Source organism: Massilia sp. IC2-278 (genome assembly GCF_020708045.1).
Classification (GTDB): Bacteria; Pseudomonadota; Gammaproteobacteria; order Burkholderiales; family Burkholderiaceae_D; genus Telluria.
Genome location: NZ_JAJFES010000026.1, coordinates 1 through 25,382, shown reverse-complemented (window position 1 = coordinate 25,382; position 25,382 = coordinate 1). Strand labels below are relative to the sequence as shown.

26 protein-coding genes and 1 pseudogene are annotated in these 25,382 nt (G+C 68.1%); 18 read left to right on the top strand and 9 right to left on the bottom strand.

The window, feature by feature from the left end; translation table 11 throughout:
* Positions 1-205, top strand: a pseudogene (locus LK540_RS24230) (3-hydroxyacyl-CoA dehydrogenase); the annotation flags it as partial.
* Between the two features lie 243 nt (positions 206-448).
* Here LK540_RS24230 and LK540_RS24225 read toward each other — a convergent pair.
* Complete coding sequence (locus LK540_RS24225; RefSeq protein ID WP_229439967.1) at positions 449-1,084, bottom strand: NUDIX hydrolase; 636 nt, start codon at positions 1,082-1,084, stop codon at positions 449-451.
* Between the two features lie 126 nt (positions 1,085-1,210).
* Here LK540_RS24225 and LK540_RS24220 point away from each other — a divergent pair, with 126 nt between their 5' ends.
* The 4 genes from LK540_RS24220 to LK540_RS24205 all read left to right on the top strand — a co-directional run bounded on the left by LK540_RS24220 (position 1,211) and on the right by LK540_RS24205 (position 4,596).
* Complete coding sequence (locus LK540_RS24220; protein WP_229439966.1) at positions 1,211-2,137, top strand: cupin-like domain-containing protein; 927 nt, start codon at positions 1,211-1,213, stop codon at positions 2,135-2,137.
* Between the two features lie 115 nt (positions 2,138-2,252).
* Positions 2,253-2,612: a hypothetical protein gene (locus LK540_RS24215; RefSeq protein WP_229439965.1), complete on the top strand. Its 360-nt coding sequence runs from the start codon at positions 2,253-2,255 to the stop codon at positions 2,610-2,612.
* A gap of 36 nt (positions 2,613-2,648) precedes the next feature.
* Positions 2,649-3,080: a DoxX family protein gene (locus tag LK540_RS24210; protein ID WP_229439964.1), complete on the top strand. Its 432-nt coding sequence runs from the start codon at positions 2,649-2,651 to the stop codon at positions 3,078-3,080.
* A 79-nt stretch (positions 3,081-3,159) separates the two neighbouring features.
* A complete protein-coding gene (locus LK540_RS24205; protein WP_229439963.1) occupies positions 3,160-4,596 on the top strand; it encodes a catalase in 1,437 nt (478 codons plus the stop codon).
* 79 nt (positions 4,597-4,675) lie between these two features.
* On the opposite strand, the gene LK540_RS24200 is transcribed toward LK540_RS24205, so the two are convergent.
* The 6 genes from LK540_RS24200 to LK540_RS24175 all read right to left on the bottom strand — a co-directional run bounded on the left by LK540_RS24200 (position 4,676) and on the right by LK540_RS24175 (position 10,997).
* A complete protein-coding gene (locus tag LK540_RS24200) occupies positions 4,676-5,497 on the bottom strand; it encodes an alpha/beta fold hydrolase (RefSeq protein WP_374041389.1) in 822 nt (273 codons plus the stop codon).
* A 167-nt stretch (positions 5,498-5,664) separates the two neighbouring features.
* Positions 5,665-6,300, bottom strand: coding sequence for a response regulator transcription factor (locus LK540_RS24195; protein ID WP_229439961.1), 636 nt, complete (start codon positions 6,298-6,300; stop codon positions 5,665-5,667).
* Entirely contained in the window at positions 6,297-7,157 is an 861-nt protein-coding gene (locus tag LK540_RS24190) for a sensor histidine kinase (RefSeq protein WP_229439960.1), read from the bottom strand. The genes LK540_RS24195 and LK540_RS24190 overlap by 4 nt, the downstream gene beginning before the upstream one ends.
* Before the next feature lie 199 nt (positions 7,158-7,356).
* Positions 7,357-9,258, bottom strand: coding sequence for an amidohydrolase (locus LK540_RS24185; protein WP_229439959.1), 1,902 nt, complete (start codon positions 9,256-9,258; stop codon positions 7,357-7,359).
* Positions 9,259-9,276: 18 nt separating this feature from the next.
* On the bottom strand, positions 9,277-9,903 hold the full coding sequence (locus LK540_RS24180) for a response regulator transcription factor (protein ID WP_229439958.1): 627 nt from the start codon (positions 9,901-9,903) through the stop codon (positions 9,277-9,279).
* 122 nt (positions 9,904-10,025) lie between these two features.
* A complete protein-coding gene (locus LK540_RS24175; RefSeq protein WP_229439957.1) occupies positions 10,026-10,997 on the bottom strand; it encodes an alpha/beta fold hydrolase in 972 nt (323 codons plus the stop codon).
* A 214-nt stretch (positions 10,998-11,211) separates the two neighbouring features.
* On the opposite strand from LK540_RS24175, the gene LK540_RS24170 reads away from it, so the two are divergent.
* From LK540_RS24170 to LK540_RS24155, 4 genes are all read left to right on the top strand, one after another.
* Positions 11,212-11,919, top strand: a complete 708-nt coding sequence (locus LK540_RS24170; protein ID WP_229439956.1) for a YoaK family protein — start codon at positions 11,212-11,214, stop codon at positions 11,917-11,919.
* 60 nt (positions 11,920-11,979) lie between these two features.
* Positions 11,980-12,666, top strand: coding sequence for a hydrolase (locus LK540_RS24165; protein WP_229439955.1), 687 nt, complete (start codon positions 11,980-11,982; stop codon positions 12,664-12,666).
* Positions 12,667-12,735: 69 nt separating this feature from the next.
* Positions 12,736-13,011: a XapX domain-containing protein gene (locus tag LK540_RS24160; RefSeq protein WP_229439954.1), complete on the top strand. Its 276-nt coding sequence runs from the start codon at positions 12,736-12,738 to the stop codon at positions 13,009-13,011.
* A 55-nt stretch (positions 13,012-13,066) separates the two neighbouring features.
* Positions 13,067-13,687, top strand: a complete 621-nt coding sequence (locus LK540_RS24155; RefSeq protein WP_229439953.1) for a response regulator transcription factor — start codon at positions 13,067-13,069, stop codon at positions 13,685-13,687.
* Between the two features lie 12 nt (positions 13,688-13,699).
* Here the strand turns inward: LK540_RS24155 and LK540_RS24150 are convergent, their stop codons facing one another.
* Complete coding sequence (locus LK540_RS24150) at positions 13,700-14,791, bottom strand: porin (protein ID WP_229439952.1); 1,092 nt, start codon at positions 14,789-14,791, stop codon at positions 13,700-13,702.
* A 257-nt stretch (positions 14,792-15,048) separates the two neighbouring features.
* On the opposite strand from LK540_RS24150, the gene LK540_RS24145 reads away from it, so the two are divergent.
* From LK540_RS24145 to LK540_RS24110, 8 genes are all read left to right on the top strand, one after another.
* A complete protein-coding gene (locus tag LK540_RS24145; RefSeq protein ID WP_229439951.1) occupies positions 15,049-15,750 on the top strand; it encodes a pirin family protein in 702 nt (233 codons plus the stop codon).
* Between the two features lie 38 nt (positions 15,751-15,788).
* Positions 15,789-16,211: a DoxX family protein gene (locus LK540_RS24140; protein WP_229439950.1), complete on the top strand. Its 423-nt coding sequence runs from the start codon at positions 15,789-15,791 to the stop codon at positions 16,209-16,211.
* Between the two features lie 28 nt (positions 16,212-16,239).
* Entirely contained in the window at positions 16,240-16,623 is a 384-nt protein-coding gene (locus LK540_RS24135) for an OsmC family protein (RefSeq protein ID WP_229439949.1), read from the top strand.
* Positions 16,624-16,734: 111 nt separating this feature from the next.
* Positions 16,735-18,504 (top strand): amidohydrolase, encoded by a 1,770-nt coding sequence (locus tag LK540_RS24130; protein ID WP_229439948.1) that lies wholly within the window; start codon positions 16,735-16,737, stop codon positions 18,502-18,504.
* 139 nt (positions 18,505-18,643) lie between these two features.
* The gene (locus tag LK540_RS24125; protein ID WP_229439947.1) at positions 18,644-18,940 is read left to right on the top strand and encodes a DUF3144 domain-containing protein; all 297 of its coding nucleotides are present in this window, start codon (positions 18,644-18,646) and stop codon (positions 18,938-18,940) included.
* Between the two features lie 97 nt (positions 18,941-19,037).
* Positions 19,038-19,379 carry a hypothetical protein gene (locus LK540_RS24120; protein WP_229439946.1) on the top strand — a complete coding sequence of 114 codons (342 nt, stop codon included), beginning with the start codon at positions 19,038-19,040 and terminating at the stop codon, positions 19,377-19,379.
* Positions 19,380-19,466: 87 nt separating this feature from the next.
* A complete protein-coding gene (locus LK540_RS24115) occupies positions 19,467-22,508 on the top strand; it encodes a triple tyrosine motif-containing protein (protein ID WP_229439945.1) in 3,042 nt (1,013 codons plus the stop codon).
* Positions 22,509-22,511: 3 nt separating this feature from the next.
* Positions 22,512-23,858 (top strand): MBL fold metallo-hydrolase, encoded by a 1,347-nt coding sequence (locus tag LK540_RS24110; RefSeq protein ID WP_229439944.1) that lies wholly within the window; start codon positions 22,512-22,514, stop codon positions 23,856-23,858.
* A 27-nt stretch (positions 23,859-23,885) separates the two neighbouring features.
* Here LK540_RS24110 and LK540_RS24105 read toward each other — a convergent pair whose 3' ends face one another.
* A complete protein-coding gene (locus tag LK540_RS24105; protein ID WP_229439943.1) occupies positions 23,886-24,599 on the bottom strand; it encodes a hypothetical protein in 714 nt (237 codons plus the stop codon).
* 159 nt (positions 24,600-24,758) lie between these two features.
* Here LK540_RS24105 and LK540_RS24100 point away from each other — a divergent pair, with 159 nt between their 5' ends.
* Positions 24,759-25,247, top strand: a complete 489-nt coding sequence (locus tag LK540_RS24100; protein WP_229439942.1) for a cupin domain-containing protein — start codon at positions 24,759-24,761, stop codon at positions 25,245-25,247.
* The last annotated feature ends 135 nt before the right edge of the window (positions 25,248-25,382 follow it).

The window sequence follows — 25,382 nt, the reverse complement described above, 5'->3', positions numbered from 1 at the left end:
CATGCTGGACCATCTCGGGCCGCCGATCGAAAGCTGGTGGGCGGACCTCGGCACGCCGCACATCACCGAAGATTTGAAGGCGACGCTGTGCGCCGGCCTAGACGAGGCACTGCGCGAGCACGACCGCGCCGCGCTGGCGCCGGCAAGGGATGCGCTGCTGGCTGGGCTGATCGAGGCGAAAGCGGGCAAGCCGGAACTGCCCTGAGCGGCATCCTTGATCTGCACATGGAAATCGGACGATGCGCCAGGCAGGCGCCTCGGCAACAAGGGCTTGCTACGTGCGCTAGAAAAGTAACTAACCAACACAGCGAACCGACAGCACCGAAAAACAGAAAGGCCGCGGACTCCGGAAACACCTGAGCCAGCAAGCAAGCATCCAGCGAGGGGGCGGCCGGCCCATCCCGGTCCGCCAACGACGGCACGGCGGAAGCCCCCAAGCAAGCGCCTGCTAACCCAGCCAGCGTTCCAGCGCGGCAATCACCGGCGCGTCGTTCGGATGCACGGCCGCCTCGCGCAGCTGGGCCAGCGGCACCAGGTGCACGGCCTGCGACTCCCAGCCCATTGCCGCCGGGCTGCCGCCGGCCCGGCGCGCGATGTAGTAGCGGGTGTAGGTGAGGGTGCGGCGCACGTCGAGCAAAAAGGCTTCGACACGCACCTGCAGTCCCGACTCCTCGAAGGCTTCGCGCACGCTGGCGCAGTGCAGGCTGGTGCCGGGATCGACCCGGCCCTTCGGGAACGTGGCGCTGTAGCCGCCGAAACCGTTCGACGGCGCCACCAGCCACACCCGCCCGTCATCCTCCAGGACCACGGCGCCGGCCGCCGCCGCCATCCCGGCCGGCAGCACGAAGGGCGGCTCGTCGACACCGATGCCGGCCACGCAGGCGCTCCAGCCATCGGCACTGGCGGGTGCCTCGGCCCAGGCCGAAAATGGGATGCCGTTCAGCGCCGCCGGCAGCGCACCGCCGGGCAGCACGGTCGCGATCTTGCCAGGGTCATCCCAATGCGACAGCGGCGTGGGCGTGGACGGCGTGCGGATGACGACGGGCTGGCCGTGGTCGTTGGGGCAGGGGTGATAGGTGGTCATGAATGTGATGCGGACAAAAATACGATCATCCCCGGATTACGCCGCGCTGGCAATCGAACGGTGCGATGCGCTATGCTGTCGCCCCTACGCGTTTCAAACGCCCCGGCAAGCGGGGCGAGCAAGCACATGCCAGACCAGAAGGACCTCCAAGCAAACGCCGAGCCGGCGCCCACCCTGCAGCGCCTGCCGCCACGCCCCACCGTGGCCGACCACGCGGCCAGCGAAGACGCGCAGCAGGCACGCAAGGCGGCGCGCGCACGCCGCGATGCCGAAGTACGCGGGGTCGCCTCGATCGAGGCCATGCGCGATGCGGTACAGCGCGTCTCGCGCACGCTCCCAGGCCTGCCCGCCGTACCGCGCGTGCGCGTCCGCGACACGGCGGACTTCCGCACCCGCGCCGCGGCCGGCTTGCCCTTCCTGGTTGAGGGCGCGGCTCGGCGCTGGCCGCTGTGCAGCCTCACGCCGCAAACCCTGCGTGAGGAATTCGGCGCGCTGCCGGTACGCGCCCGCGTCGGCGACTACATCGGCACCGCCTTTGCTCCCGACCGCGCGATGCAGGACATGTCGATGCTGGCCTACCTGGAGCTGGCCGCCGCCGGCACGCAAGCCTTGGCGCCCTACGTCGGCAACCTCGAACTGCGCGAACTGAACCGCTACTGCCACTGGCCCGCCTGGCTGGAAAAGCCCGGCCCGCCGCGCTTCTGGCTCGGCCCGGGCGGCACCGTCACGCCGCTGCATTGCGACTACGACGACAACCTGTTCGCGCAAATCTGGGGCAGCAAGCGCATCTGGCTGGCGCCGCCGCACCACGCCGCATTCCTCTACCCGCGCGAAGCGAACGCGCTGCTGTTCGGCTCGCCCTTCGACCCGGACGCCCCCGATTTCGGGCGCTATCCGCTGGCGCGCCAGGCCGCCCTGGTTGACGTGCTGGTGGAAGCCGGCGACATGCTGTACGTGCCGGCCGGCTGGTACCACCAGGTGCGCTCGCTGAGCTTCTCGCTCTCGGCCAACCGCTGGTCGCGCGCCATGCCCGTCATCCTGCAAAACGAATAAAACGGCCGAGCCTGGGCCTGCCTTCTGGCAGGGGCGGCGGCGCGGGCGGCGCCGTATGCTGGAACCGGACGCGCACCCGAGCGTCCAACATCCAGACCAGCCCCGGACCGCGACCATGCATGCCTCCATTTTTCCGCCAGACCGCGCCATTGATGATGCCGACGAGCAGATCGAGGTCATGCGTATCCGCCTGTGGAATCCATCCAGCGCCACCGCCTTGCTCGGCGAGTTCTACAGCGCCGACCGCGTGCTGGCGCGCTGGGGCAGCCTGCACGACGCCAGTCCGGTCGGTTTCGAAGTGACGTTCCACGACGGCTACGTGGTGCGCGGCAGCCATGCCTTTTTCCGCAAGGGCAAGCGCCGCTGCCTGCTGGCCACGCACGTGCGGCGCCTGCTGGAGCGCGCCGCCAGCCAGGCCGACGCCGGGTTTCCGGTCGCGCGGCCCGACTTGTCGCGCTACGCGCTTCCCGTTTGAAGCGGCCGTTTCCTTCCTCCTTTCTTCCATACGCCCATGCACTCGCACCTGGCCCAGGCCATTCCCACCCGCCCCTCCGCGCGCCGTACGCATCCGCTCTATTGGTGCTTCCTGCTGCTGCTCTGTTCCGCCTATCTCCAGGGCGGGCTGACCAAGGCGCTCGACTTCACGGCGGCGCTGGCCGAGATGCGGCACTTCGGCCTGGCGCCCGCTGCGCCGCTGGCGCTGCTCACCATCGCCGGCGAACTCGGCGCGTCGCTGCTGATCTTGTCGGGCGCCTGGCGTTGGGCCGGAGCCGCCTGGCTGGCCCTGTTCACGTTTGCCGCGAACTTCGTCGCCAACCGCTTCTGGGAACTGGCCGGGCCGACGCGCACGATGGCGGCGAACGGCTTCTTCGAGCACCTGGGCCTGGTCGGCGCCTTCCTGATCGTGGCCTGGATCGACCTGCACGCGCGCGGCGAACGCTAGGCGCCTGGTCTTTCGGTGGGTGGCAAGGGGCGGGCGCGGCGCTAGGCTGCCAGGGTTCCAACCACCTGAAAGAAGACCTATGAAACATCTCACCACCGCTGCCGGCGCGCCGGTCGCCGACAACCAGAACGTGCAGACCGCGGGGCCGCGCGGCCCGATGCTGCTGCAGGACGTCTGGTTCCTGGAAAAGCTGGCCCACTTCGACCGCGAGGTCATTCCCGAGCGCCGCATGCACGCCAAGGGCGCCGGCGCCTTTGGCAGCTTCACCGTCACCCACGACATCAGCCGCTACACTAAAGCGCGCCTCTTCGGCGCGGTCGGCAAGACGACGCCGATGTTCGTGCGCTTTTCGACCGTGGCCGGCGAGCGCGGCGCGGCCGACGCCGAGCGCGACATCCGCGGCTTTGCCATGAAGTTTTATACGGAAGAGGGCAACTGGGACCTGGTCGGCAATAACACGCCGGTGTTCTTCATGCGCGACCCGCTGAAGTTTCCGGACCTGAACCACGCCGTCAAGCGCGACCCGCGCAGCGGCCTGCGCAACGCCAACAGCAACTGGGACTTCTGGACCCTGCTGCCCGAAGCCCTGCACCAGGTGACGATCCTCATGAGCGAGCGCGGCCTGCCGCGCAGCCACCGCCACATGCACGGCTTCGGCAGCCATACCTACAGCTTCATCAATGCGTCGAACGAACGCTTCTGGATCAAGTTCACCTTCAAGACCCAGCAAGGCATCCAGAACCTGGGCGACGCCGACGCGCAGGAACTGATCGGGCGCGACCGCGAAAGCGCCCAGCGCGATCTGTACGAGGCCATCGAGGGCGGCGACTTCCCGCGCTGGACCATGTACGTGCAGGTGATGCCCGAGCGCGATGCAGGCGGCTACCACCTGAATCCCTTCGACCTGACCAAGGTCTGGCCGCATGCCGACTACCCGCTGATCGAGGTCGGCACGATGGAGCTGAACCGTAATCCGGAGAACTTCTTCGCCGACGTCGAGCAGGCCGCCTTCAACCCGGCCAACATCGTGCCGGGCATCGGTTTTTCGCCGGACCGCATGCTGCAGGGCCGCCTCTTCTCGTACGGCGACGCCCAGCGCTACCGCTTGGGGGTGAACCACCACCAGATTCCGGTGAATGCGCCGCAGTGCCCCTTCCACAGCTACCACTGCGACGGCCAGATGCGCGTGGACGGCAACCACGGCGGCGCCACGTCGTACGAGCCGAACAGCCGCGGCGAATGGCGCGAGCAGCGCGATTTCCGCGAGCCGCCGCTGGCGCTCGACGGCGCGGTCGACCGCTGGAACCACCGCGACGACACGGATTACTATTCGCAGCCGGGCGCGCTGTTCCGCCTGATGACGCCGGACCAGCAATTGGCGCTGTTCGAGAACACGGCGCGCGCGATGCGCGGAGTGGATCTGGAGATCAAGGCGCGCCACGTGGCCAACTGCACGAGGGCCGACCCGGCCTATGGCGCCGGGGTGCAGGCGGCGTTCGAACGCCTGGAAGTGTGATGCGGTAGAAAGGAGGGGCCACAGGCCCCTCCGGGCCGCAGGCCCCTCCGGGCCGCCGGCCCCTCCAGGATGCAGCGGATCAGCCGCGCAGGAAAGCCAGCAGTTCGGCGTTCAGCCGGTCCTTGTGGGTTGCCGGCAGGCCGTGGCCCGCGCCTTCGTACACCGACAGGCGGCCCTGCGGCAGGATCTCGACGGCGCGCCGTGCGGTGGTGGCGATCGGGACGATCTGGTCATCGTCGCCATGCACCACCAACGTCGGGATCGACATCTTCTTCAGGTCTTCGGTGAAGTCGGTCTCCGAGAATTGCTTGATGCAGGCATACGCGCTCTTGATGCTGCATTGCAGGCCCTGGCGCAGGAAGGACAGGCGCATCCCTTCCGACACCTTGGCGCCGTCGCGGTTAAAGTTGTAGAAAGGCGTGCTCAGGTCGTAGAAGAACTGGGCGCGGTCGGCCTGCACGCCTGCGCGGATGCCGTCGAATACCGACAGCGGCACGCCGTCCGGGTTCGCCGGCGACACCATCATCTGCGGCGTGACCGCGCCGACCAGCACGGCTTTCGACACGCGATTGGTGCCGTGGCGGCCGATGTAGCGCGCGACTTCGCCGCCGCCGGTCGAGTGGCCGACCAGGGTGGCGCCGGTGACGTCGAGCGTGTCGAGCAGGGTGGCCAGGTCGTCGGCATAGGTGTCCATGTCGTTGCCGTGCCAGGGCTGGCTGGAGCGGCCATGGCCGCGGCGGTCGTGGGCGATCACGCGGTAGCCGTGATCGGCGAGGAAGAGCATCTGGTCTTCCCAGGCGTCGGCCGAGAGCGGCCAGCCGTGGCTGAAGACGACCGGCTGGCCGTGGCCCCAGTCAGTGAAGTGGATCAGGGTGCCGTCGCGGGCGGTGACGGTATTGATGGTGCGGGTGGCGGTCATGGTGAGGTCCTTTCAGGTGGGGAGCGCCGCGCGGGCGGGCGGCGTTGCGGTCATTCTGAATGGGCCGGTTGCGGTGGACTAGCTATACAAAAGGATAGCGTGGTGTGCTGCCGAGCGATTGGTGGGTTCTCGAACCCACCGTGCGACACTCAAAGACTGATATACCCGCGCTTCACGGCCAGCGTCACCGCATGCGTGCGGTCGCCCGCGCCGAGCTTGACCAGGATGGCGCTCATGTGGGTCTTGACGGTCGGCTCGCTGATGCTGAGCGCCTCGCCGATCACGCGGTTCGAGTTGCCGTTGGCGGCCAGGCGCAGCACGTCGAGCTCGCGCGCGGACAGGGCGTCGGCGCGGTGGTGGCTGTCGACGTCGCGCTGGGCCACCGGCGCGATCACGCTGGCGCCCTTGTAGACGTTGCGCACCGCCTGGGCCAGGGCCGCGCCTGAGGCATCCTTCAGCAGGTAGGCGGCGGCGCCGGCCTTCAGCGCGGCCACCACGCGCGCGTCGCCGCTGTAGGTGGTCAGCACGACGATGCGCGCATCGGGGTGCAGTGCGCGGATGCCGATGATCGCTTCCAGCCCGTCCTTGACCGGCATCTGCAAGTCGACCAGCGACACGTCCGGGCGGTGGCGCGCGAAGTCGGCGATGGCCTCGGCGCCGTTGGCGGCCGTGCAGACGATCTCGATGCCGCCCTGGGCCTCAAGGGCGGCGGAAATCCCTTCGCGCATCATCGGGTGGTCGTCGGCGACCATGACGCGGATCGCGGGGGCGCTGGTGTGGGTCATGTCGTGAATGCCTTCATGAAGGAGCGGCCGGCGGCGGCGTGCCCGCGAACCGGCAGGCGAACACGGAAGCACACGCCATGCTGCGCGCCGGGCTCGAACCAGAGCCGCCCGCCATGCGCGCGCACGATGGAGGCGCTGATCGCCAGGCCCAGCCCGCTGCCGTTACCTGTATCGGCTGGATTATCGGCGCTGCCGGCCAGGCTGGCAACCACCCGCGCATGCCGGGCCGGCGCGATGCCCGGGCCGTTGTCGGCCACCGCGATCTCCACTTCGCCGCCATGGCGCCGCGTCTCGACCCGAATGCGCGGCGGCCGGACGCCTCCACCAGCGGCGAGCGCCTCGATGGCGTTTACCAGCAGGTTGCTCACCACCTGCTGCACCTGCACCCGGTTGGCAGTGATACGGCAGCCGTCCAGCCCGAAGAAGGCGTCGACCGCGATGCCGTTCTTGCGCATCGGCCAGCACAGCGCCTGCAGCGCATCCTGCACCGCGGCGTCGACCGGCACCTGCGCCGTTTCCAGCGGCTGGCCTGCCGCCTGGCGCTGCATGCCGCGCACGATGTCGCCGGCCTGGCGGCCCGCCGCACCGATCAGCGCCAGCGACTCGAGGGCGCGTTCGATGTCGGGCTCGGCGCGGCACAGCCATTTGCGCGCGGCCGCCGTGTGCAGGGCAATCGCCGCCAGCGGCTGGTTGACTTCGTGGGCGATGACCATGCCAAGGCGGTCGGAGGCGCTGGCGCAGGGGCAGGGTGGCTCGGCAGGCGCCGCAGCTTGCCCAGCTGGAGTCGCGCGCCGGTTGCCGGCAGGCTGGCGCGGGACGGAAGGGTGAGGACGGTCGGATTTCAGGAGAGTGTGCATGGGATCGGCTTTCTTCTGAGCGTACAGTGCATCGCGCACGGCTCCGGCGCGACGTCGATCCCATTATGCTGCTGTGCGGCGTGAATCCTGTCATACGATAGTCGTAGCGGATTCACAAAACTTGTATGTACCGGTGGTGCCTGGTGTTGGACGGGTGGACGGGGGACCCGTCCACCCTGCGCCAGTCTTTGCCGGCGAATCAGAACGCGAAGCAGCTGCAGCCGAATGCGCCCCAGAAGCCCTGGTAGTCCGACACCGGCACGGTCGAGCGCCGTGCGCGGTCGTGGCCGTGGCCATGCACGCCGCATGCGCCGGCGCACTGGTGCGCCAGCTGGGCCACCGGCTGCGGCGGCGCGGCGCGGTAATGCCCGCTCACCCGGTTCACCGGCGACCATTCCGGCAGCACCGGAATCGGCGGCGGCGCGATCGACGAAAACTCGGCCTGGCCGAACACGATCTTGCCGTCGACGACCGTCAGCACCGACTCGATCGCCTTGATCTCGTCCTCATGCACGCGGAAGAAGTCCGAGGACAGCACCGCCAGGTCGGCCAGCATGCCGGCGCGGATGCGCCCCTTCTTGCCCTGTTCGCTGGAGAACCAGGCGCTGCCGCTGGTCCAGAGTTCGAGGGCCGTGTCGCGCGACAGGCGCTGGCCGGCGTCGTACAGGCGCATGCCGCCCACGGTGCGCCCCGACACCAGCCAGTACAGCGCCGTCCACGGGTTGTAGCTGGCCACGCGGGTGGCGTCGGTGCCGCCGCCCACCGGCACGCCCATCTCCAGCATGCGCGCCACCGGCGGCGTGGCCTTGGCTGCGTCGGCGCCGTAGCGCTCCACGAAAAACTCGCCCTGGAAAGCCATGCGGTGCTGGATCGCGATGCCGCCGCCGAGCGCGCGCACGCGCTCGATATTGCGTGGCGTGATGGTCTCGGCATGGTCGAAGAACCAGGACAGGCCGGCAAACGGCGTGTCGCGGTTGACCTTCTCGAACACGTCGAGCATGCGCGAGATCGATTCGTCGTAGGTGGCATGCAGGCGGAAGGGCCAGCGCTGCTCGACCAGGTGGCGCACCACCTTTTCCAGTTCGTCTTCCATCCCTTGCGGCAGGTCGGGGCGCGGCTGCAGGAAGTCCTCGAAGTCGGCGGCCGAGAACACCAGCATCTCGCCGGCGCCGTTGTGGCGATAGAAATCGCTGCCGTCGCCGGGCTTGATCATGCCGGTCCACTTCTGGAAGTCGCCCAGTTCCTCGCCCTTGTTCTGGGTGAACAGGTTGTAGGCGATGCGGATGGTCAGCTGGTTTTCGCGCGCCAATTCGTCGATGACGGCGTAGTCCTCGGGATAGTTCTGGAAGCCGCCGCCGGCATCGATGGCGCTGGTCACGCCCAGGCGGTTCAGTTCGCGCATGAACTGGCGCGTCGAGTTCACCTGCAGGTCGTGCGGCAGGGTCGGACCCTTGGCTAGGGTGGCGTACAGGATCATCGCGTTCGGGCGCGCGATCAGCATGCCGGTCGGGTTGCCGTCGGCATCGCGCACGATCTCGCCGCCGGGCGGGTTCGGCGTGTTGCGGTCGTAGCCGACGGCGCGCAGGGCGGCGCGGTTGAGCAGGGCGCGGTCGTACAGGTGCAGGATGAACACCGGCGTGTCGGGCGCGGCGCAGTTGATTTCCTCGATGGTGGGCATGCGCTTTTCGGCGAACTGGAATTCGTTCCAGCCGCCGACCACGCGCACCCACTGCGGGTTCGGCGTGCGGTCGGCCTGGTCTTTCAGCATGCGCAGCGCATCTGCAAGCGAGGGCACGCCTTCCCAGCGCAGCTCGAGGTTGTAGTTCAGGCCACCGCGAATCAGGTGCAGGTGCGAGTCGTTCAGGCCAGGAATGACGGTGCGGCCGTTCAGGTCGATCACCTGGCTGCCGGGCGCGCGGTGGCGCATCACGGCCTCAAGATCGCCGACGGCCAGGAACTTGCCGTCCTGGATGGCAACCGCGCTGGCTTGCGGGTTTTCGCGGTCGACGGTATGGAAGCAGCCATTGAACAGGATGAGCGGGGGCGACGAAGGTGGGGACGATGAATGTGGAAACTGTGATGCGGGCGCCGTTGAGGTCATGTGGACTCCGTAATGAATTCAGTAAGTGGGCAGCAGGCCGCGGCGCTGGGCGACGCTGGCCGCTTCGGTGCGCGACGAGACGTTGAGTTTCGAGAGGATGTTATTGATGTGGTACTTCACGGTGCCGACGCCGATGCCGGCATCGCGCGCGATCAGCTTGTTGCTCTTGCCGGCGCTGAGGTGGGCCAGGATGTCGAGCTCGCGCGCCGACAGGGCGCTGGCCTCGATGCGCGCGGACAGCTTGTGGGCCAGCTGGGGCGGCAGGTAGCGCCGCTTGTCCATCACCTGGCGCAGGCAGTGCACGATTTCCTCGAATGCCGAGTGCTTCAGCAGGTAGCCCGCCGCGCCGGACGCCAGGCCGCGGTGCACGTCCTCGTCGCCGTCGTAGGTGGTGAGGATCACGATTTTCGCGTACGGATGGCGGGTGCGCACGCGGGCAATCGCATCCAGGCCGCCGCCGGGCATGTTCAGGTCGACCAGCAGCACGTCCGGGCGCAGGCGTTCGTACTGGGCCACGGCGCCGTCGGCATCCACGGCCTGGCCCAGCAGCTTTAGGCCGGGCTCGGCCTCGATCAGCATGGCGATGCCGGCGAGGATCAGGGGATGGTCGTCGGCGATGACGAGGGAGATCGGTGGCTGGTCCATCGGCGGCTCCTTGCGCAAAAAAGAAGAGGCCGGCGCGGGATGCCGGCGGCCGGGCCATTCTCGCCGGGTGGCGGGCGGCGGTCGAGATATACACATGGATAGGCCGCCGCCCAGGTGCGTGCTTACGCCTTGATGAACGCGAGCAGGTCGGCGTTCAGGCGCGCCTTGTGGGTGGTCGGCAGGCCGTGCGGCGCACCTTCGTAGACCAGCAGGCTGCCGCGCTTGAGCAGCTTGGCGGCGGCGCGGCCCGAGGCGTCGATCGGCACGATCTGGTCGTCGTCGCCATGCACGACCAGGGTCGGCACGTCGATCTTCTTCAGGTCGGCCGTGAAGTCGGTCTCCGAGAACTGCTTGATGCAGTCGTAGGCGTTCTTGATCCCGCACTGCATGCCTTGGTTGCGGAAGGTGTCGCGCACGCCTTGCGACACCTTGGCGCCGGGGCGGTTGATGCCATAGAAGGGAACCGTCAGGTCCATGAAGAACTGGGCGCGGTCTTCCAGCACGCCCTTGCGGATGCCGTCGAACACGTCCATCGGCAGTCCGTTCGGGTTGGTCGGCGACTTGACCATCTGCGGCGGCACGGCGCCGACCAGCACGGCTTTCGCCACGCGGGCGCTGCCATGGCGCCCGATGTAGCGCGCCACTTCGCCGCCGCCGGTCGAGTGGCCGACCAGCACCGCGTTCTTCAGGTCCAGGTGCTTGACCAGGGCGGCCAGGTCGTCGGCATAGGTGTCCATGTCGTTGCCGTTCCACGGCTGGCTCGACAGGCCGTGGCCGCGGCGGTCGTGGGCGATCACGCGGTAGCCGTGCGAGGCGAGGAAGAACATCTGGTCTTCCCAGGCGTCGCCCTGCAGAGGCCAGCCGTGGCTGAAGACGACCGGCTGGCCGCTGCCCCAGTCCTTGTAGTGCAGCACGGTGCCGTCGGCCAGGGTCAGGTACTGGCCGGCGCGCGTGCCCGGCTGGACCGGGGCCTTGGCCGCAGGCGCGGCTGCGGCGGAGCCGGGGGCAGCCAGGCCGGCGCCGGCGGCTGCGGCGGCAGCGGAAGCGGCACCGGTCAGCAGCGAGCGGCGCGAGAGGGAGTTCTTGTTCGTCATGGTGGTCCTTTCAGGAGGGAGAGACTGCGCGGTGCGCGCAGGAGCAGCCAGTCTAGGGATGGCGGACCAGGCCCACACTGGCCGAAAGGCCGGGTACGTGCGGGACTGGCCAAATGGGAGGGGTGGGCCGCCGCGCGGCGCAATACGATGCTTCAACGCCGCGGTGGCCTGGGGTGTGCTTCTCGCCCCAGCACCGCGCATCGAAGGAGACACCATGAACGAACCCCGACACGTTCAAACCCAGGGAATGGCCCTGGGCTTTTTCGCCGGCTACGTCGACACGCTCGGCTTCCTGGCCCTGTTCGGCCTGTTCACGGCCCACGTTACCGGCAACTTCATCCTGATCGGCGCGGCCCTGGCCGACCCCTCGCGCAGTTCGATCCTGCTGAAGTTCCTCGCCTTCCCGGCCTTTATCGCCGGGGTGGCGGCGGCGCGCATCCTGGTCGTGCTGGTGGAGCGGCGCCAGGCACTGGCGCTGCGCCCGGCACTGCTGCTCGAGCTGGCGCTGCTGCTCGGCTTCATGTTCTTCGGCATCGCGGCGACCCCGGTGGGTACGGAAGCTGGCCCGCTGGCCATGACCTCGGGCCTGCTCGGCGCCGCGGCCATGGACGCCCACAGCGCCATCTCGCGCCTGCTGCTGGGCCACCTGGCGCCGACCTCGATGATGACCGGGAACGTGACCCAGATCGTCATCGACGCGGTCGACCTGCTGCGCGGCGCCGACGATCCCGGCTTGAGAACCCGCTTCGCCAAGTTCCTGTGGCCGCTGCTGTCCTTCGCCATCGGCTGCATCGCGGCGGCATTTGGCTACCTCTGGTTCGGCTTTGCCGCGCTGGCGCTGCCGGTGCTGATCCTGGTCGGGCTGCTGGTGGCCGAGCGGCCCCGGACCGCAGGTACGGTCCAGGCCAGGGCATCTTCCTAGTTTTCCGCAACGCGGCGCCACTGCCGGCGCCGCACCATCCAACCCAAAGAAAGTGAAACCATGAACAATCCAAAACTCGATGTCCTGACTCCCGATAACTGCCAGCTGATCTTCATCGACCAGCAGCCGCAGATGGCATTCGGCGTGCAGTCGATCGACCGCCAGGTCCTGAAGAACAATACCGTCGGCCTGGCGAAAGCGGCCAAGGTGTTCAACATCCCGACCACCATCACCACCGTGGAAACCGAAAGCTTCTCGGGCCACACCTACCCGGAACTGCTGGACGTCTTCCCGGGCAAGGAAATCCTGGAACGCACCTCGATGAATTCCTGGGACGACCAGAAAGTGCGCGACGCCCTGGCCGCCAACGGCCGCAAGAAGGTGGTCGTCTCGGGCCTGTGGACCGAAGTGTGCAACACCACCTTCGCCCTGTGCGCGATGCTGGAAGGCGAGTACGAGATCTACATGGTGGCCGACGCTTCCGGCGGCACCTCGCAGGCCGCCCACGACTTCGCCATGCAGCGCATGATCCAGGCCGGCGTGGTGCCGGTCACCTGGCAGCAGGTGCTGCTCGAGTGGCAGCGTGACTGGGCCCACCGCGATACGTATAATGACGTGATGGCAATCGTACGCGAGCACTCGGGCGCCTACGGCATGGGCGTGGACTACGCCTACACCATGGTGCACAAGGCGCCGCAGCGCATCAGCGGCAGCCACGAAACGCTGGCGCCGGTGCCGGCGAAGTAATGGGTGAGCAGGGCATGCGGCGCGCGAGCGCGGCAAGCCCTGCCTCCTTGGTTCATCTGCGGAGACCCCATGAAAATCTACGTCGTTTCGCTGGCCGCCGGCATCCTGGTCGGCCTGATCTACGCGCTGCTGCAGGTGCGCTCGCCGGCCCCGCCGGCGATTGCACTGGTCGGCCTGCTGGGCATGCTGGTCGGCGAGCAGGCCGTCCCCGTCATCAAAAAGATGGTGAGCAGGGAGCCGGTCACGGCCAGCTGGCTGCGCAGCGAATGCGTGGCGCGCATCACGGGCGTCGAGGCGAAGCCTGCGCCTGCCGACCAACCCGCGCCGGGCGACCGTACCGCCTGACGCCATCCCAGGAGCCTGAGGCAATGAGCTGGCCGAACCCGATGGAGCATGCACGATGACCCCGGCCGTCTACGTGGTCGACGACGACGACAGCGTGCGCGCCTCGGTGCTCGACCTGCTGCATGCCGAAGGCTACACGGCGCACGGCTTCGCGGCCGGCGCCGATTTCGTTTCCCAGGTGCGCAGCGACGGTCCCTGCTGCCTGGTGTGCGACATGCACATGCCCGAACTCGACGGCTTCGCCGTGGCCGCCGAGCTGGCACGCCTCGGCGCCGACATTCCCCTGATCTTCATGACCGGCTTCGGCACCATCCCGATGTCGGTGCAGGCCATGAAGGCCGGCGCCGTCGAATTCCTGGTCAAGCCGGTGGCGCCCGAGGCGCTCCTGCAGGCGGTGCGCGAGGCGCTGGCCAGGGATGCGGCCCAGCTGGCGGCGCGGCGCGAACTGATGGAACTGCGCCAGCGCCACGACAGCCTGACCCCGCGCGAGCGCGAAACCATGCGCCTGGCGATCGGCGGCCTGCTCAACAAGCAGATCGCCGATGAACTGGGCGTGAGCGAAATCATGGCCAAGACCCACAAGCGCAAGGTCATGGAAAAGATGGCGGCGCGCTCGCTGCCCGACCTGGTGCGCCACGCCGAACGGCTGCAGATCGAGAAGACGCGCAGCCGATAGCCGGCTACCCGTTCAGAAGGCGTGGCGCAGGCCCAGCGCGGCGCCCGCTGCGCGCGACCCCACCGTCGCATCGAGCGAATTGATGGCGAAATCGTAGCTGCCCCGGCGATCGTTGCGCAGGTGCGTGTAGAAGGCGAATACGCTGGTGCGCTTCGACAGTGCATAGTCGTAGCCCAGCGTGGCATGCACGGCGCCGGTAGCGTCGCCGGCGCGGACGAAGCCCACCTGTTCCGCCGTATTCCCCTTGCCATCGCGTGCTTTTGCCACGCCCAGCTTCACGGCATGCGGCCCGAACTGCCGCGTCAGCGACAGGTAATAGGCGCGCCGTTCCAGGTCGCCGCCCGCCGTTTCATAGTGCAGCTGCTCGACCGCCGCCGCCAGGCGCGCCGGCCCGAACTGCCAGGCCGCACCCAGTTTCGTTCCCCAATCATTCAGGCCGGGGCCGCGGTATTCGCGGTGGCGCTCGTGGGCCAGCGTCGCGTACAGGCTGCCGCGCTCGAAGACCAGCGCCCCCGACGTCAGCGAAGGCTTGGCGCCGCTCGCGGGCGACTCCTCGTTGAAGCCGTGCGCCACGCGCAGCGTCAGGCCGCGCCAGGCCGGCGTCCAGTAGTGCAGGCTGTTCTGCTGGCGGCGGTCGAAGGACGTGGTGTCGCTGGTGTTATTGGCGTTGGCGGCCGAGCCGTTGCCCATGATGCTCATGTAGCCGGCCGTGGTCGGATAGAAGGGGTCGAGGCCGGCGGTCGCGGCGTTGTAGGGCGTGGTCCAGTTACCGGCGAACAGCGTACCCCAGGCGCCTTCCAGGCCGACGCGGGTGTCGCGCGCGGCCACGCTGCCGGCGCCGGTGTCCGGCGAGAGCGTGCCCTCGACCTGGAAGATCACGCGCAGGCCTTGGCCGAGCGCTTCGCTGCCGCGCACCCCGAACACCGAGCGGTAATTGGCCAGCCGGGTCGCGGTGGCGCCCCGCGCGCCATCGGCGCCGCCATGCAGGTGCATGTTTTCCACACCGAGGTTCAGGCGGCCATACAGTTGCAACGGGTCGGCCAGGGCCAGCGCCGGCGTGCAGAAGAGGCCGAGGAGGGCGCTGCGAAGGGGAGTGCGTTTCATGATGAAGCTTTCAGATCAAAGAAGCTGCCGATCCTAGCAAGGGCACGCAGCGTTGAAACCCGCCATTTGGCAGGCTGCGTCATCATCGAAAAACTCGATGATAGACCGTGAAATAACCCGTTTTTCTTCCCTTGCACGAACGTCCATAATGTTTTCCATGCAAGGCGTTGCGGAGCACCGGCCCGAATGAACGAGCAAGTTCCGCAGCCCCAGGTAATCGAACGGTTCGATTACTTTCAACCAAAAAGGAAAACATCATGTTGAAGATTCGTCAAAGCCAGGACCGCGGTGTCGCCAGTTTCGGTTGGCTCCGTTCGCAGCACACCTTCTCGTTCGGCCACTACCAGGACCCGGCCCACATGGGCGTCGGCCCGCTGCGCGTGATCAACGAAGACCGCGTGGCCCCCGGCCGCGGCTTCGAACCGCACAGCCACCGCGACATGGAAATCATCTCCTACGTGCTGGGCGGCGCCCTGGAACACAAGGACAGCATGGGCAACGGCTCGGTCCTGCGCTACGGCGACGTGCAGCGCATGAGCGCCGGCAGCGGCGTCACCCACAGCGAGTTCAACGCCTCGAAGACCGAGCCGGTGCACTTCCTGCAGATCTGGGTGATCCCGAGCGCAGCCGGCGGCGCGCCGGGCTACGAGGAAAAGCATTTCGACGCCGACGCCAAGCGGGGCCGCCTGCGCGTGATCGCATCGGGCGACGGCCGCGACGGCTCGGTCTCGCTGCGCCAGGACGCATCGATCTACGCCACCATCCTCGGCAGCGAAGACCGCGTCGAGCACCCGCTGGCAGCTGGGCGCCAGGCCTATGTGCAGGTGGCGCGCGGCAGCGTGCACGTCAACGGCCAGCGCCTGGACACCGGCGACGCGGCCCACGTGAGCGGCGAAGACCTGGTGCGCCTGGACGGCGCCAGCGACGCCGAAGTGCTGCTGTTCGACCTGCCGCTGTAATCGCATTATCCAACTACATACCTGAAAGGAGCATCACCATGAGCACTACCAAACTCTACCCGATCGGCCGCGCACTGGCCGGCATCCTGTTCATCGTGTCCGGCATCGGCAAGGTGCTTGGTTTTAGCGGCGTCGCGGCCTGGATGAACAGTGCCGGCATCCCGGCGGCCGGCGTGCTGCTGGTGCTGACGATCCTGCTCGAAGTGGGCGGCGGCCTGGCCCTGGTCACCGGTTACCAAGCGCGCCTTGCGGCGCTGGCGCTGGCCCTGTTCCTGGTGCCGGTCACGCTGATCTTCCACGGCTTCTGGCATGCCGACGCCGCCGAATTCCAGAACCAGCTGAACCACTTCCTGAAAAACCTGTCGATCCTGGGTGGCATGCTGGTCATCTTCGGCATCGAGCAGGAGCGCGCCGCAGTCCGAACAGGCAAGGGCGCGGCCCTGCGCACCCATGCGGCTTGAACCTTCGGCAAACAACAGGAGAATAATCATGCTAGTGACAACCCACCGCGGCGCAGGCCCGCTGCAGCAAGTCATCGAGATCGGCCCGCACCGGGTGCTGACCGACGTCCCGGTCGACGCCGGCGGCGAGGGCAGCGGCCCGGCCCCGCACGACCTGCTGGCGGCGGCGCTGGCGGCCTGCACCACGCTGACCGTGAACCTGTACGCCCGCCGCAAGGGCTGGAAGCTGGACGAAGTGCTGGTGACGGTGGACCACGGCCAGGACGGCGCGGCCTACGGCTTCCAGCGCAGCATCCGCCTGCTGGGCGACCTGGGCGCGGAAGAACGCGAACGCCTGCTCGACATCGCCAACAAGTGCCCCGTGCACAAGACCCTGTCCGGCCAGATCGCCATCCGCACCGAGCTGGTGTAGTCCCGCCGCCGTCCCCGCCATAAGGCAGGGGACGGCGCAGCCGCCAGCGGCTATCTTGCACAAGCCGGGCGCACCACCTGCCGCCATCGCCTCCAACGAAAGACCCACACCATGACCACCCATCTGAAACATGCACTCCTGTTCTCCGCCATGCTGTCCGCCGGCCTGGCCCAGGCCCAGGCCGACCTGATCCTCACCAACGGCAAGATCGCCACCATGGCGCGCGAGGGCGAATTCGTCCAGGCGCTTGCGGTCAAGGAGGGCAAGGTGCTGGCGGTCGGCAGCAATGCCGAGGTGCTGAAGCTGAAGACACCGGCCACCCAGCTGGTCGACGCCGGCGGACGCACCGTGATCCCGGGCCTGAACGACTCGCACCTGCACGTGATCCGCGAGGGCCTGAACTACAACATGGAGCTGCGCTGGGACGGCGTGACCTCGCTCAAGCGCGCCCTGCAGATGCTGAAGGAACAGGCCGCGCGCACGCCGGAAGGCGAATGGGTGAAGGTGGTCGGCGGCTGGAACGAATACCAGTTCGAGGAAAAGCGACTGCCGACGCTGGAAGAAATCAATGCCGCCGTGCCGGACCGCCCGGTGTTCATCCTCTATTTGTACGGCCTGGGCTTCCTGAACCAGAAGGGCATCGCCACGCTCGGCTACGACAAGGAGACGCAGTTCAAGGACGGCGTGGTGGAGCTCGATGCGCATGGCAAACCCACGGGCAAGCTGATCGCCAAGCCGAACGCCCTGATCCTGTACTCGACCCTGGCCAAGACGAATAAACTGAGCCGCGCCGACCAGCGCAATTCGACCCTGCATTTCTACCGCGAGCTGAACCGCCTGGGCGTGACCAGCGCCATCGACGCCGGCGGCGGCTTCCAGAATTACCCCGACGATTATGGCGTGACGCTGGAACTGGCGCGCGAAGGCAAGCTCACCGTGCGCACCTCCTACTACCTGTTCGCCCAGCGCGCCGGCAAGGAGCTGGAAGATTTCGGGCGCTGGACCACGATGACGCACCCGAAGAAGAACGACCACATGTTCTACCCGAACGGCTTCTCGGCCGAGGGCGGCGGCGAGAACCTGGTGTCGAGCGCGGCCGACTTCGAGAACTTCCTCGAGCCGCGCCCCGAGCTGCCGGAAGCCATGGAAGGCGAACTCGAGGCCGTGGTCACCCTGCTGGTGAAGAAGCGCTGGCCCTTCCGCCTGCACGCCACCTACGGCGAGAGCATCGACCGCGACCTGGCCGTGATCGAGAAGGTGAACGCGAAGACGCCCCTGGACGGCTTGCGCTTTATCGTCGACCATGGCGAAACCATCACCGACGCCCAGCTGGCGCGCATCAAGAAGCTCGGCGGCGGCGTGGCGGTGCAGGACCGCATGCACTTCCAGGGCGAAGCCTACTGGAAGCGCTACGGCGAACAGACGCGCCAGATGCCGCCGATCCGCAGGATGCTCGACATGCAGCTGCCGGTCGGCCTGGGCACCGACGGCACGCGCGTGTCGAGCTACAACCCCTGGCCTTCGCTGTACTGGGCGGTGACGGGCAAGACCGCCGGCGGCATGCGCATCTGGCAGGACAAGGACGTGCCGACCCGCTACGAGGCGCTGCAGCTGATGACCACCGGCTCGGCCTGGATGAGCGGCGAGGAGCAGGTAAAAGGCAGGCTCCAGGCCGGCCAGTACGCCGACTTCGTGGTGCTGCCGCAGGACTACTTCACGGTCGATGCCGAGCGCATCAAGCGCCTGGAAAGCCTGCTGACCGTCGTGAACGGCAAGGTGGTGTACGGCGCCGGTGCGTATGCGCCGCTGGCGCCGCAGCTGCCGCCCGTGTCGCCGGCCTGGAGTCCGGTTGCGGCGTACGGTGGTTACCAGAACCGCTAGGCCTGGGAGCGGCGCCGCGCTTGTGCTAGAGTGCCTTTCCTGGCGGCCGGGAGGAAGATCACCCGGCGCCAGGACTGGCGCCCGACGCTGGCATCGACGGCGCCTGCATTCCATGCTTAACCCACAGTCTAGAGAAATTATGAGCGAAAACATCATTGGCCCGGAATTCTGGCAGCGCGTCGACGGCGTCATCAACTATGCGAACGACCAGTGCGACGGCAGCACGCCAAGCGAAGTCGGCGCATCGACCCTGTTCGCGGCTGCGCGGTTCAACGCCTTCCTGCTTGCGAAAAGCACGGGCAGCGCCCAGAACATGACGGCCGAAAAAGAGCGGGCCGTGGACTACTTCGTCGGCCAGTTCCGCGAAATGATGACCGTGAATATCGACGATTTCATCGCCAACTACGACAAGTACATGCTGCCCGATCCGCAGTAAGCGGAACAAGCCCGGCCTTGTCTTGCCGGGCACGGATCATGCAGGCGCATGCCTGCATGGCGTCGACATCCATTCAGGCCGGAGTACCTTCATGCGGATGGATTCCCTGCTGTTCGGTGTATCCGGATTCCTGTTTCTGCTTGCCGTACCGCCGCTGCGCGCATCCTGGAAGGCGCACGGGTACGGGGCGATGGTCGACGTCGCACTGATGGTCGTGCCGGTCGGCCTGTATGTGGCGCGCACCCTGATCGGGTCGAACGGGCGCATGGTGTGGGAACTGCTGGTCTTCCCACTGCAAATCCAGGCCCTGTCGCTGGTGGGGGTGTATGCGGCGGCCTACATACCAGACGCTGTCTGGCCGCTTCGGCGCCTTGCGCGCTCAAGCATCTTCCTGGTCCTTGGCAGCCTGCTGGTGCTGGTATGGGGTGCAGCCCTATAAGGCTGGCGGCCTGGGAGAAGCTGGGCAAAACGGCAAGCTTGCTGTTACAGTATCAGCCGTTTCGCGCTCACCCTTCGCCGTCCATCCATGCATCCAGCATTCCGACCCATCGCCAGCGCCGCCCTGGCTTGCCGCCAGGCCGCGATTTTGTCGGCGATCATGTTCGTGAGCATGCCCGCGGTGGCGGCAGACGCTGCCCCGGCATCCGCACCGGCCACGCGCCCCGTCATCGCCATGCAGCACACCAGCTGGACCGCCGGCGAAGGCGCGCCGACCGGCGTGACCGGCATCGCCCAGACGCCGGACGGCTGGCTGTGGATCGGCAGTTCGGCCGGTCTGTTCCGCTTCGACGGCGTGCGTTTCCAGCGTGCGCCCGCCGGCCTGGCGCCGCTGTCCTCGAACATCGCCAAACTCGGCCTGCTGGAAGACGGCACGCTGTGGCTCGCCTACCGCTACGGCGGCGCCAGCCTGCTGAAGGACGGGAAGATGCGCCACTTCCGCGTGGGCGAAGCGGGCACGCCGGGCGGCACGCCGGCCGCCGTGGCGCGCGATGGGCGTGGCCGCCTGTGGCTGGCCGCACCGCGTTCGCTGCGCGTGCTGGGAGCGGCCGGCAACTGGGAAGCGCCGCCGGCTGGCCTGGGCGCGCCCGAGGGCGACGTCGTGGCCATGCTGACCGCACGCGACGGCACGCTCTGGCTGCGTACCAACAGCGCCGTGTACGGCCTGGCAAAGGATGGCGCCCGCTTCGAGCGCGCGCTCGACGTCAAGGGCTTCGGCAAGCTGGCCGAAGACCCGGACGGCAGCGTCTGGAGCTCGGACATGCTGGGCGGCGGCCTGTACCTTGTGAAAGGCATGACGAAGGGCGCGGCTGGCTCCGGTCCCGATCCCGCTACCTGGCGCACCCAGGACAGGCTCAGCGACTTCGCCTTCGACCGGGCCGGCTTCGTGTGGCAGCCCGGCTACTCGGGCGCCCAGCGCATTGCGCCGCATACCGGGCGTAGCGAGTTCACCGACAGCGAGCACGGGCTGTCGGGCCAGCACGGCTACACCGTGTTCCAGGACCGCGAGGGCAGCATCTGGGTCGGCACCGAAAACGGCATCGACCGCTTCCGCGACTACCGCCTCCAGCCGCTGGCGCTGCCGCGCTACATCGGCAGCGCCCGGCCGCTAGCCGCGCGCGCCGAAGGCGGCGTCTGGATCGACCGTTCGCTCCTGGCCGCTGCCAATGCGCAGCCGCTGCAGTTCGCGCCCGAGTCCACGGTGGCCGACCTGACGACGGCCCTGCACCAGGCGCCCGACGGCACGCTGTGGAGCGGCGGCGTCGGCGGCCTGTGGCGCGTGCGTGCGGACCGCAACGGCGGCCAGCGCGAGGCGGTCGCCCAGCCGGCGGGTTTGCAGGACCCGAAGACCACGGTCGTGTTTTCGATGGCGAGCGATGCGCACGGCGCACTCTGGGTGAGCATGGGCCGGCGCGGCCTGTACACGCTGCGCGACGGGCAATGGACCCGCAACGGCGGCGTGGCCGAGCTGGAAGGCATGGCGCCGGTGGTGGTGGCCGCCGACGGCGGGCGCATGTGGTTCGGCGCCCCCGACAACGGCCTCGCCATCCTCGAAGACGGCCAGGTGCGCCGCCCCGGGCATGCCGAAGGGCTGCAGGTCGGCACCGTGATGGCGATCCTGCCGGTGCGCGGCGGCGCCTGGATCGGCGGCGAAAACGGCCTGGCCTGGTTCGACGGCAAGCGCTTCGTGCCGGTCGTGGGCCGGGGCGGCGAGCCGTTTGCCGGCATCAACGGCATGGTGTTCGACGCCGGCGGCACGCTGTGGCTGAACGGCGGCGCCGGTCTGTCGGCGATCGCCCCGGGCGAACTGCAGCAGGCAATGCGCAACGTCGTGCACCGCGTGCAGTTCGAGCGCCTCGATTACCGCGACGGCTTGCCGGGCACGGCCAGCGGCATCACGCCGCTGCCGTCGGCGATCCGCAGCAGCGACGGCATGCTGTGGTTCTCGACCATGGGCGGCACGGTGGCCTTCGATCCGGCCGCGCTGCCGCGCAACCGCCTGGCGCCGCCGGTCGTCATCACGGCCCTGCGCGCCGACCGCGCCGAGTTAACCCCGCTGGACGGGGTGCGCCTGGCGCCGCACACCGGCACGCTGGAGATCGACTTCACGGCGCTCGCCTACCGCGCGCCCGAACGCATGCGCTTTCGCTACCGCCTCGAAGGCGTCGACGCCGCCTGGCAGGAACCGGAGCGGCGCCGCTCGGCCTACTACACCAACCTGGCGCCGGGCAGTTACCGCTTCCGCGTGCTGGCCTCGAACGACGACGGCGTCTGGAACGAAGCGGGCGCTGCGCTCGCCTTCGAGGTGGCGCCCAGCCTGACCCAGTCGACGCCGTTCCGCATCGCCGGCGCGGCGGCGGTCCTGCTGGCCCTGTGGCTGCTGCACCGCATGCGCCTGCGGCGGGTGGCGCGGCGGGTGACGGCGCAGATGACCGAACGCCTGGCCGAGCGCGAGCGCATCGCACGCGAACTGCACGACACGGTGCTGCAATCGATCCAGGGCCTGGTGCTGAAGATCGGTGCCGCCGTACAGCGCCTGCGCGAAGACGAGCGCAAGCCGCTGGAAGAAGCCCTGGCCGCGGCCAGCCAGGTGCTCGGCGAAGGCCGCGACCGCGTGGCCGGCCTGCGCGGCGAAAGCCTGGGCCAGGCCGGCCTGGCGCGCGCCATTGCCGAATACGGCGCGCCGCTGGCGCGCGCCGACTCGGGTACCGATGCGGTGCGCTTCGATGTGCTGACCGAAGGCGTGCCCGGCGAACTCGACAAGGCCGTGTGCGACGAAGTGTTCGCCATCGTGCGCGAGGCGGTGTGGAACGCCTTTGTGCACGCCCAGCCGCAGGCGGTGACGGTGCGCCTGCGCTTCGGCGCCGAGTCGCTGTCGGTCACGGTGCGCGACGACGGGCGCGGCATCCCGCCCGCGGTGCTGGACGAAGGCGGGCGCGCGGGCCACTGGGGCATCCGCGGCATGCGCGAGCGCGCCGCAGGCATCGGTACGCTGGCCGTCGAATCGGCGCCGGGCCAGGGAACGACCTGGACGCTGGCCGTCCCCTTGCACGAATCAATCGAAGCCTGAACCATGAATACTTCCGCCATGACCATCTCCCGCATCCTGCATGCGGGCTACCTGTTCGAATGCGAAGGCACGCGCATCGCCTTCGACACGATTTTTGAAAATCCCTTCAGCCGCAACTGCCACGCCTTTCCGCAGCTGCGCTTCGACACCGACGCGATCCGGCGCCAGCGCTTCGACGCCGTCTTCATCTCGCACTTCCACGACGACCACTGCTCGCTCGACAGCCTGGACCTGCTCGACCGCGCCACGCCGATCTACCTGTACTGCATCTTCGACGAACTGTTCGACATGATCCGCCAGCTCGGCTTCAGCCATGTGCAGCCGCTGCGCCTGAACGAAACGGTGGACATTGGACCCTTCCAGGTGACGCCGCGCGAAGCCATGGATGCCGACGTCGACTCGATGTTCCAGGTGCGCGCGGCCGGCCTGAACGTGCTGAACGTGGTCGATTCCTGGATCGACGACACGACCCTGGGCCAGCTGGTGGACGAGGGGCCCTGGGACATGGTCCTGTGGCCTTTCCAGACCATGCGCGAACTCGAGGTGCTGGCGCCGTCGCGCCATGCCGCCGCGCCGCCGGCCCTGCCCGAGGAGTGGATCGCCCAGCTGCAGGCGCTGCAGCCGCGCTACGTGGTGCCGAGCTCCTGCCAATTCCTGCAGGAGCCCTGGTCCTGGTACAGCCGCGCCTTCTTCCCGATCTCGTATGCCCGGTTCGGGCGCGAGGTGGGCGCGGCCCTGCCGCAGGCGCAGGTCGTGCGCCTGAATCCCGGCGTGTCGGTGCGGCTCGATGCCACCTCGCTGCAGCCGGCGCCGCGCTTGCCCTGGGTGATTCCGGTGGGCGACCAGGATGTCGACTACGTCTACGAAGGCAACGCGTCCGCACCGCCGACGAGCGAGATCGCGCGCCACTTCGCGCCCCTGAGCGCGGCCCAGCGCGAGCGCGTGCTGGATTACTGCCGCAACGAATTGGCCGGCCAATACGGCGAGGTCGAGGCCTCATCGGATTACTTCGACCAGCCGCGCGTGTGGCAGTTGTCGGTGTTCGACAGCGACGGAAAGGCGACGCACTGGCGCTATCGCCTGGAAGACGGCCAGGCCACACTCGACGCCGCCGCAGAGCCGCTGGGCTGGACCACCGAGATCCCGGCGACCAAGCTGTATGGCGCGCTGGAGCAGGGCGAGTCGATGACGACGATGTACATGCGCATCAACGACACCGTGTTCGACCAGGACACCGAACGCGATCTGCTGGACGCCGACGTGGTCGACGACCCGCTAATCTGCTGCCTGTTCAGTGCTATTTTCGGCGCCTACCAGGCCGCGCAATTGCGGCGCCTGCTGGCGCGCTAGCTTATTTGCCCAGCTTATTTACCCAGCTTATTTATTCAATAAGCGCAGCGACTGCTCCCAGTTCTCGTTCCAGTCCAGCAGGCAGTCGTGGGTCTTGAAGGCGCGCTTCAGGGCGCCGAGCGGCGCGCGGTAGACATCGTGCAGGCCCAGCGCCAGCGTGACCGGGTTCCACACCGCGTTGCGCTTCGACTTGCGCACACTGGCTTTCACGCGCGCCCCGTCGTCACCGAAGATGCCGATGGCGTCGTCCAGCGCCTTTTCCAGGTTCATGCGCACGATCGGGCCGAAGGCCGCCAGTACCTCGGCCTTGCCGATGCCCAGCTGCGATTCGGCCGCGGCCGGCCTGGCCTTTTCCGCAGGAGCCTGCGCCGCGTGTTTCAGCCTGCCGGCGAGCTTCTCGATGTCCTTCTTCTGGAAGCGCAGGTCCGCCAGCGGCCGCGTGAAGCCCGGCTCGGGCAGGCGCGCCACGATCTTGTAGGCGTCCTTGGTGATCGTGATCAACACGTCCTCGCTGCCGGCAGCCAGGCGCGCGATGTCGTCCTCGAAGAAGATCGGCGCCGCGTAGCCGCCGTTGGCGTCGCCGAACAGGTCCGGATAGGCCGGGTCGTAGTCGAGCCAGACGTAGGGCGTGAGTTCGTGCTCCAGCAGGCGCGCCAGGGTCCAGGGTGTGCCGGTCTGGGTGGCCAGCCAGTCGCAGGCTTCGGAAGTGGTGGCGCGGAAGGGCAGGTCGGTGGTGCTCATGGTGTTCCTGTGGATGTTTGCGGCAATCATTGTAGAGGGAACTGGATCGGGCGGGTTATTCATGAGCCGGATTCATAAGGCCTAGCATGGGCGCATGCTGTCATTTGCGCCACCGGGCAGCTACAGTCCTGTCACGACCACCATCCTCAGGAGAAAGACATGCACAAGCACCAATCCATCACGGCAGCGCTGCTGGCGGTACTCTGCGCCAGCCCCGCTGCACACGCAGCCGACCAGGCCGCCGCGAGCGGGCAGACCATCTACCGCGCTGGTTCCCAGCCATCCTTTGCCGGTCCCGTTGCCAACTTCGACGGCAAGGTGCGCGTCGATCCGCTGTTCCCAGCCGGCGCCCAGGGCAGCTTCAGCGCGGCCGCGGTGAATTTCGAACCAGGCGCGCGCTCGGCCTGGCATACGCACCCGGCCGGCCAGTACCTGATCGTCACGAACGGGACGGGCTGGACCCAGGCCGAGGGCGGCCCGGTCGAGGAGCTGCACGCCGGCGACGCCGTCTGGTGCCCGCCCGGCGTCAAGCACTGGCACGGCGCCACGCCCACCACCGCGATGAGCCACATCGCCCTCACTGCCACCCGCGACGGCAAGAACGTCGAATGGCTGGAAAAGGTCAGCGCCCAGCAGTACCGCCGCTAAAAGAAGCCGACAAGCCGGGGTCAGGTTGAGAGGGTCCGGGATTCATGGACATCCAAATAGTGGACAATATGTCCCTGGAGGATTTACATGACAAATAAGCAGTTGCCATCGAAGCGGGAGATCGTTCCCGCTTCA

Coding starts and splice junctions, on each gene's coding strand:
- LK540_RS24225 (WP_229439967.1), bottom strand. CDS start 1,084: ATGACCACCTATCACCCCTGCCCCAACGACCACGGCCAGCCCGTCGTC.
- LK540_RS24220 (WP_229439966.1), top strand. CDS start 1,211: ATGCCAGACCAGAAGGACCTCCAAGCAAACGCCGAGCCGGCGCCCACC.
- LK540_RS24215 (WP_229439965.1), top strand. CDS start 2,253: ATGCATGCCTCCATTTTTCCGCCAGACCGCGCCATTGATGATGCCGAC.
- LK540_RS24210 (WP_229439964.1), top strand. CDS start 2,649: ATGCACTCGCACCTGGCCCAGGCCATTCCCACCCGCCCCTCCGCGCGC.
- LK540_RS24205 (WP_229439963.1), top strand. CDS start 3,160: ATGAAACATCTCACCACCGCTGCCGGCGCGCCGGTCGCCGACAACCAG.
- LK540_RS24195 (WP_229439961.1), bottom strand. CDS start 6,300: ATGACCCACACCAGCGCCCCCGCGATCCGCGTCATGGTCGCCGACGAC.
- LK540_RS24190 (WP_229439960.1), bottom strand. CDS start 7,157: ATGCACACTCTCCTGAAATCCGACCGTCCTCACCCTTCCGTCCCGCGC.
- LK540_RS24185 (WP_229439959.1), bottom strand. CDS start 9,258: ATGACCTCAACGGCGCCCGCATCACAGTTTCCACATTCATCGTCCCCA.
- LK540_RS24180 (WP_229439958.1), bottom strand. CDS start 9,903: ATGGACCAGCCACCGATCTCCCTCGTCATCGCCGACGACCATCCCCTG.
- LK540_RS24175 (WP_229439957.1), bottom strand. CDS start 10,997: ATGACGAACAAGAACTCCCTCTCGCGCCGCTCGCTGCTGACCGGTGCC.
- LK540_RS24170 (WP_229439956.1), top strand. CDS start 11,212: ATGAACGAACCCCGACACGTTCAAACCCAGGGAATGGCCCTGGGCTTT.
- LK540_RS24165 (WP_229439955.1), top strand. CDS start 11,980: ATGAACAATCCAAAACTCGATGTCCTGACTCCCGATAACTGCCAGCTG.
- LK540_RS24160 (WP_229439954.1), top strand. CDS start 12,736: ATGAAAATCTACGTCGTTTCGCTGGCCGCCGGCATCCTGGTCGGCCTG.
- LK540_RS24155 (WP_229439953.1), top strand. CDS start 13,067: ATGACCCCGGCCGTCTACGTGGTCGACGACGACGACAGCGTGCGCGCC.
- LK540_RS24150 (WP_229439952.1), bottom strand. CDS start 14,791: ATGAAACGCACTCCCCTTCGCAGCGCCCTCCTCGGCCTCTTCTGCACG.
- LK540_RS24145 (WP_229439951.1), top strand. CDS start 15,049: ATGTTGAAGATTCGTCAAAGCCAGGACCGCGGTGTCGCCAGTTTCGGT.
- LK540_RS24140 (WP_229439950.1), top strand. CDS start 15,789: ATGAGCACTACCAAACTCTACCCGATCGGCCGCGCACTGGCCGGCATC.
- LK540_RS24135 (WP_229439949.1), top strand. CDS start 16,240: ATGCTAGTGACAACCCACCGCGGCGCAGGCCCGCTGCAGCAAGTCATC.
- LK540_RS24130 (WP_229439948.1), top strand. CDS start 16,735: ATGACCACCCATCTGAAACATGCACTCCTGTTCTCCGCCATGCTGTCC.
- LK540_RS24125 (WP_229439947.1), top strand. CDS start 18,644: ATGAGCGAAAACATCATTGGCCCGGAATTCTGGCAGCGCGTCGACGGC.
- LK540_RS24120 (WP_229439946.1), top strand. CDS start 19,038: ATGGATTCCCTGCTGTTCGGTGTATCCGGATTCCTGTTTCTGCTTGCC.
- LK540_RS24115 (WP_229439945.1), top strand. CDS start 19,467: ATGCATCCAGCATTCCGACCCATCGCCAGCGCCGCCCTGGCTTGCCGC.
- LK540_RS24110 (WP_229439944.1), top strand. CDS start 22,512: ATGAATACTTCCGCCATGACCATCTCCCGCATCCTGCATGCGGGCTAC.
- LK540_RS24105 (WP_229439943.1), bottom strand. CDS start 24,599: ATGAGCACCACCGACCTGCCCTTCCGCGCCACCACTTCCGAAGCCTGC.
- LK540_RS24100 (WP_229439942.1), top strand. CDS start 24,759: ATGCACAAGCACCAATCCATCACGGCAGCGCTGCTGGCGGTACTCTGC.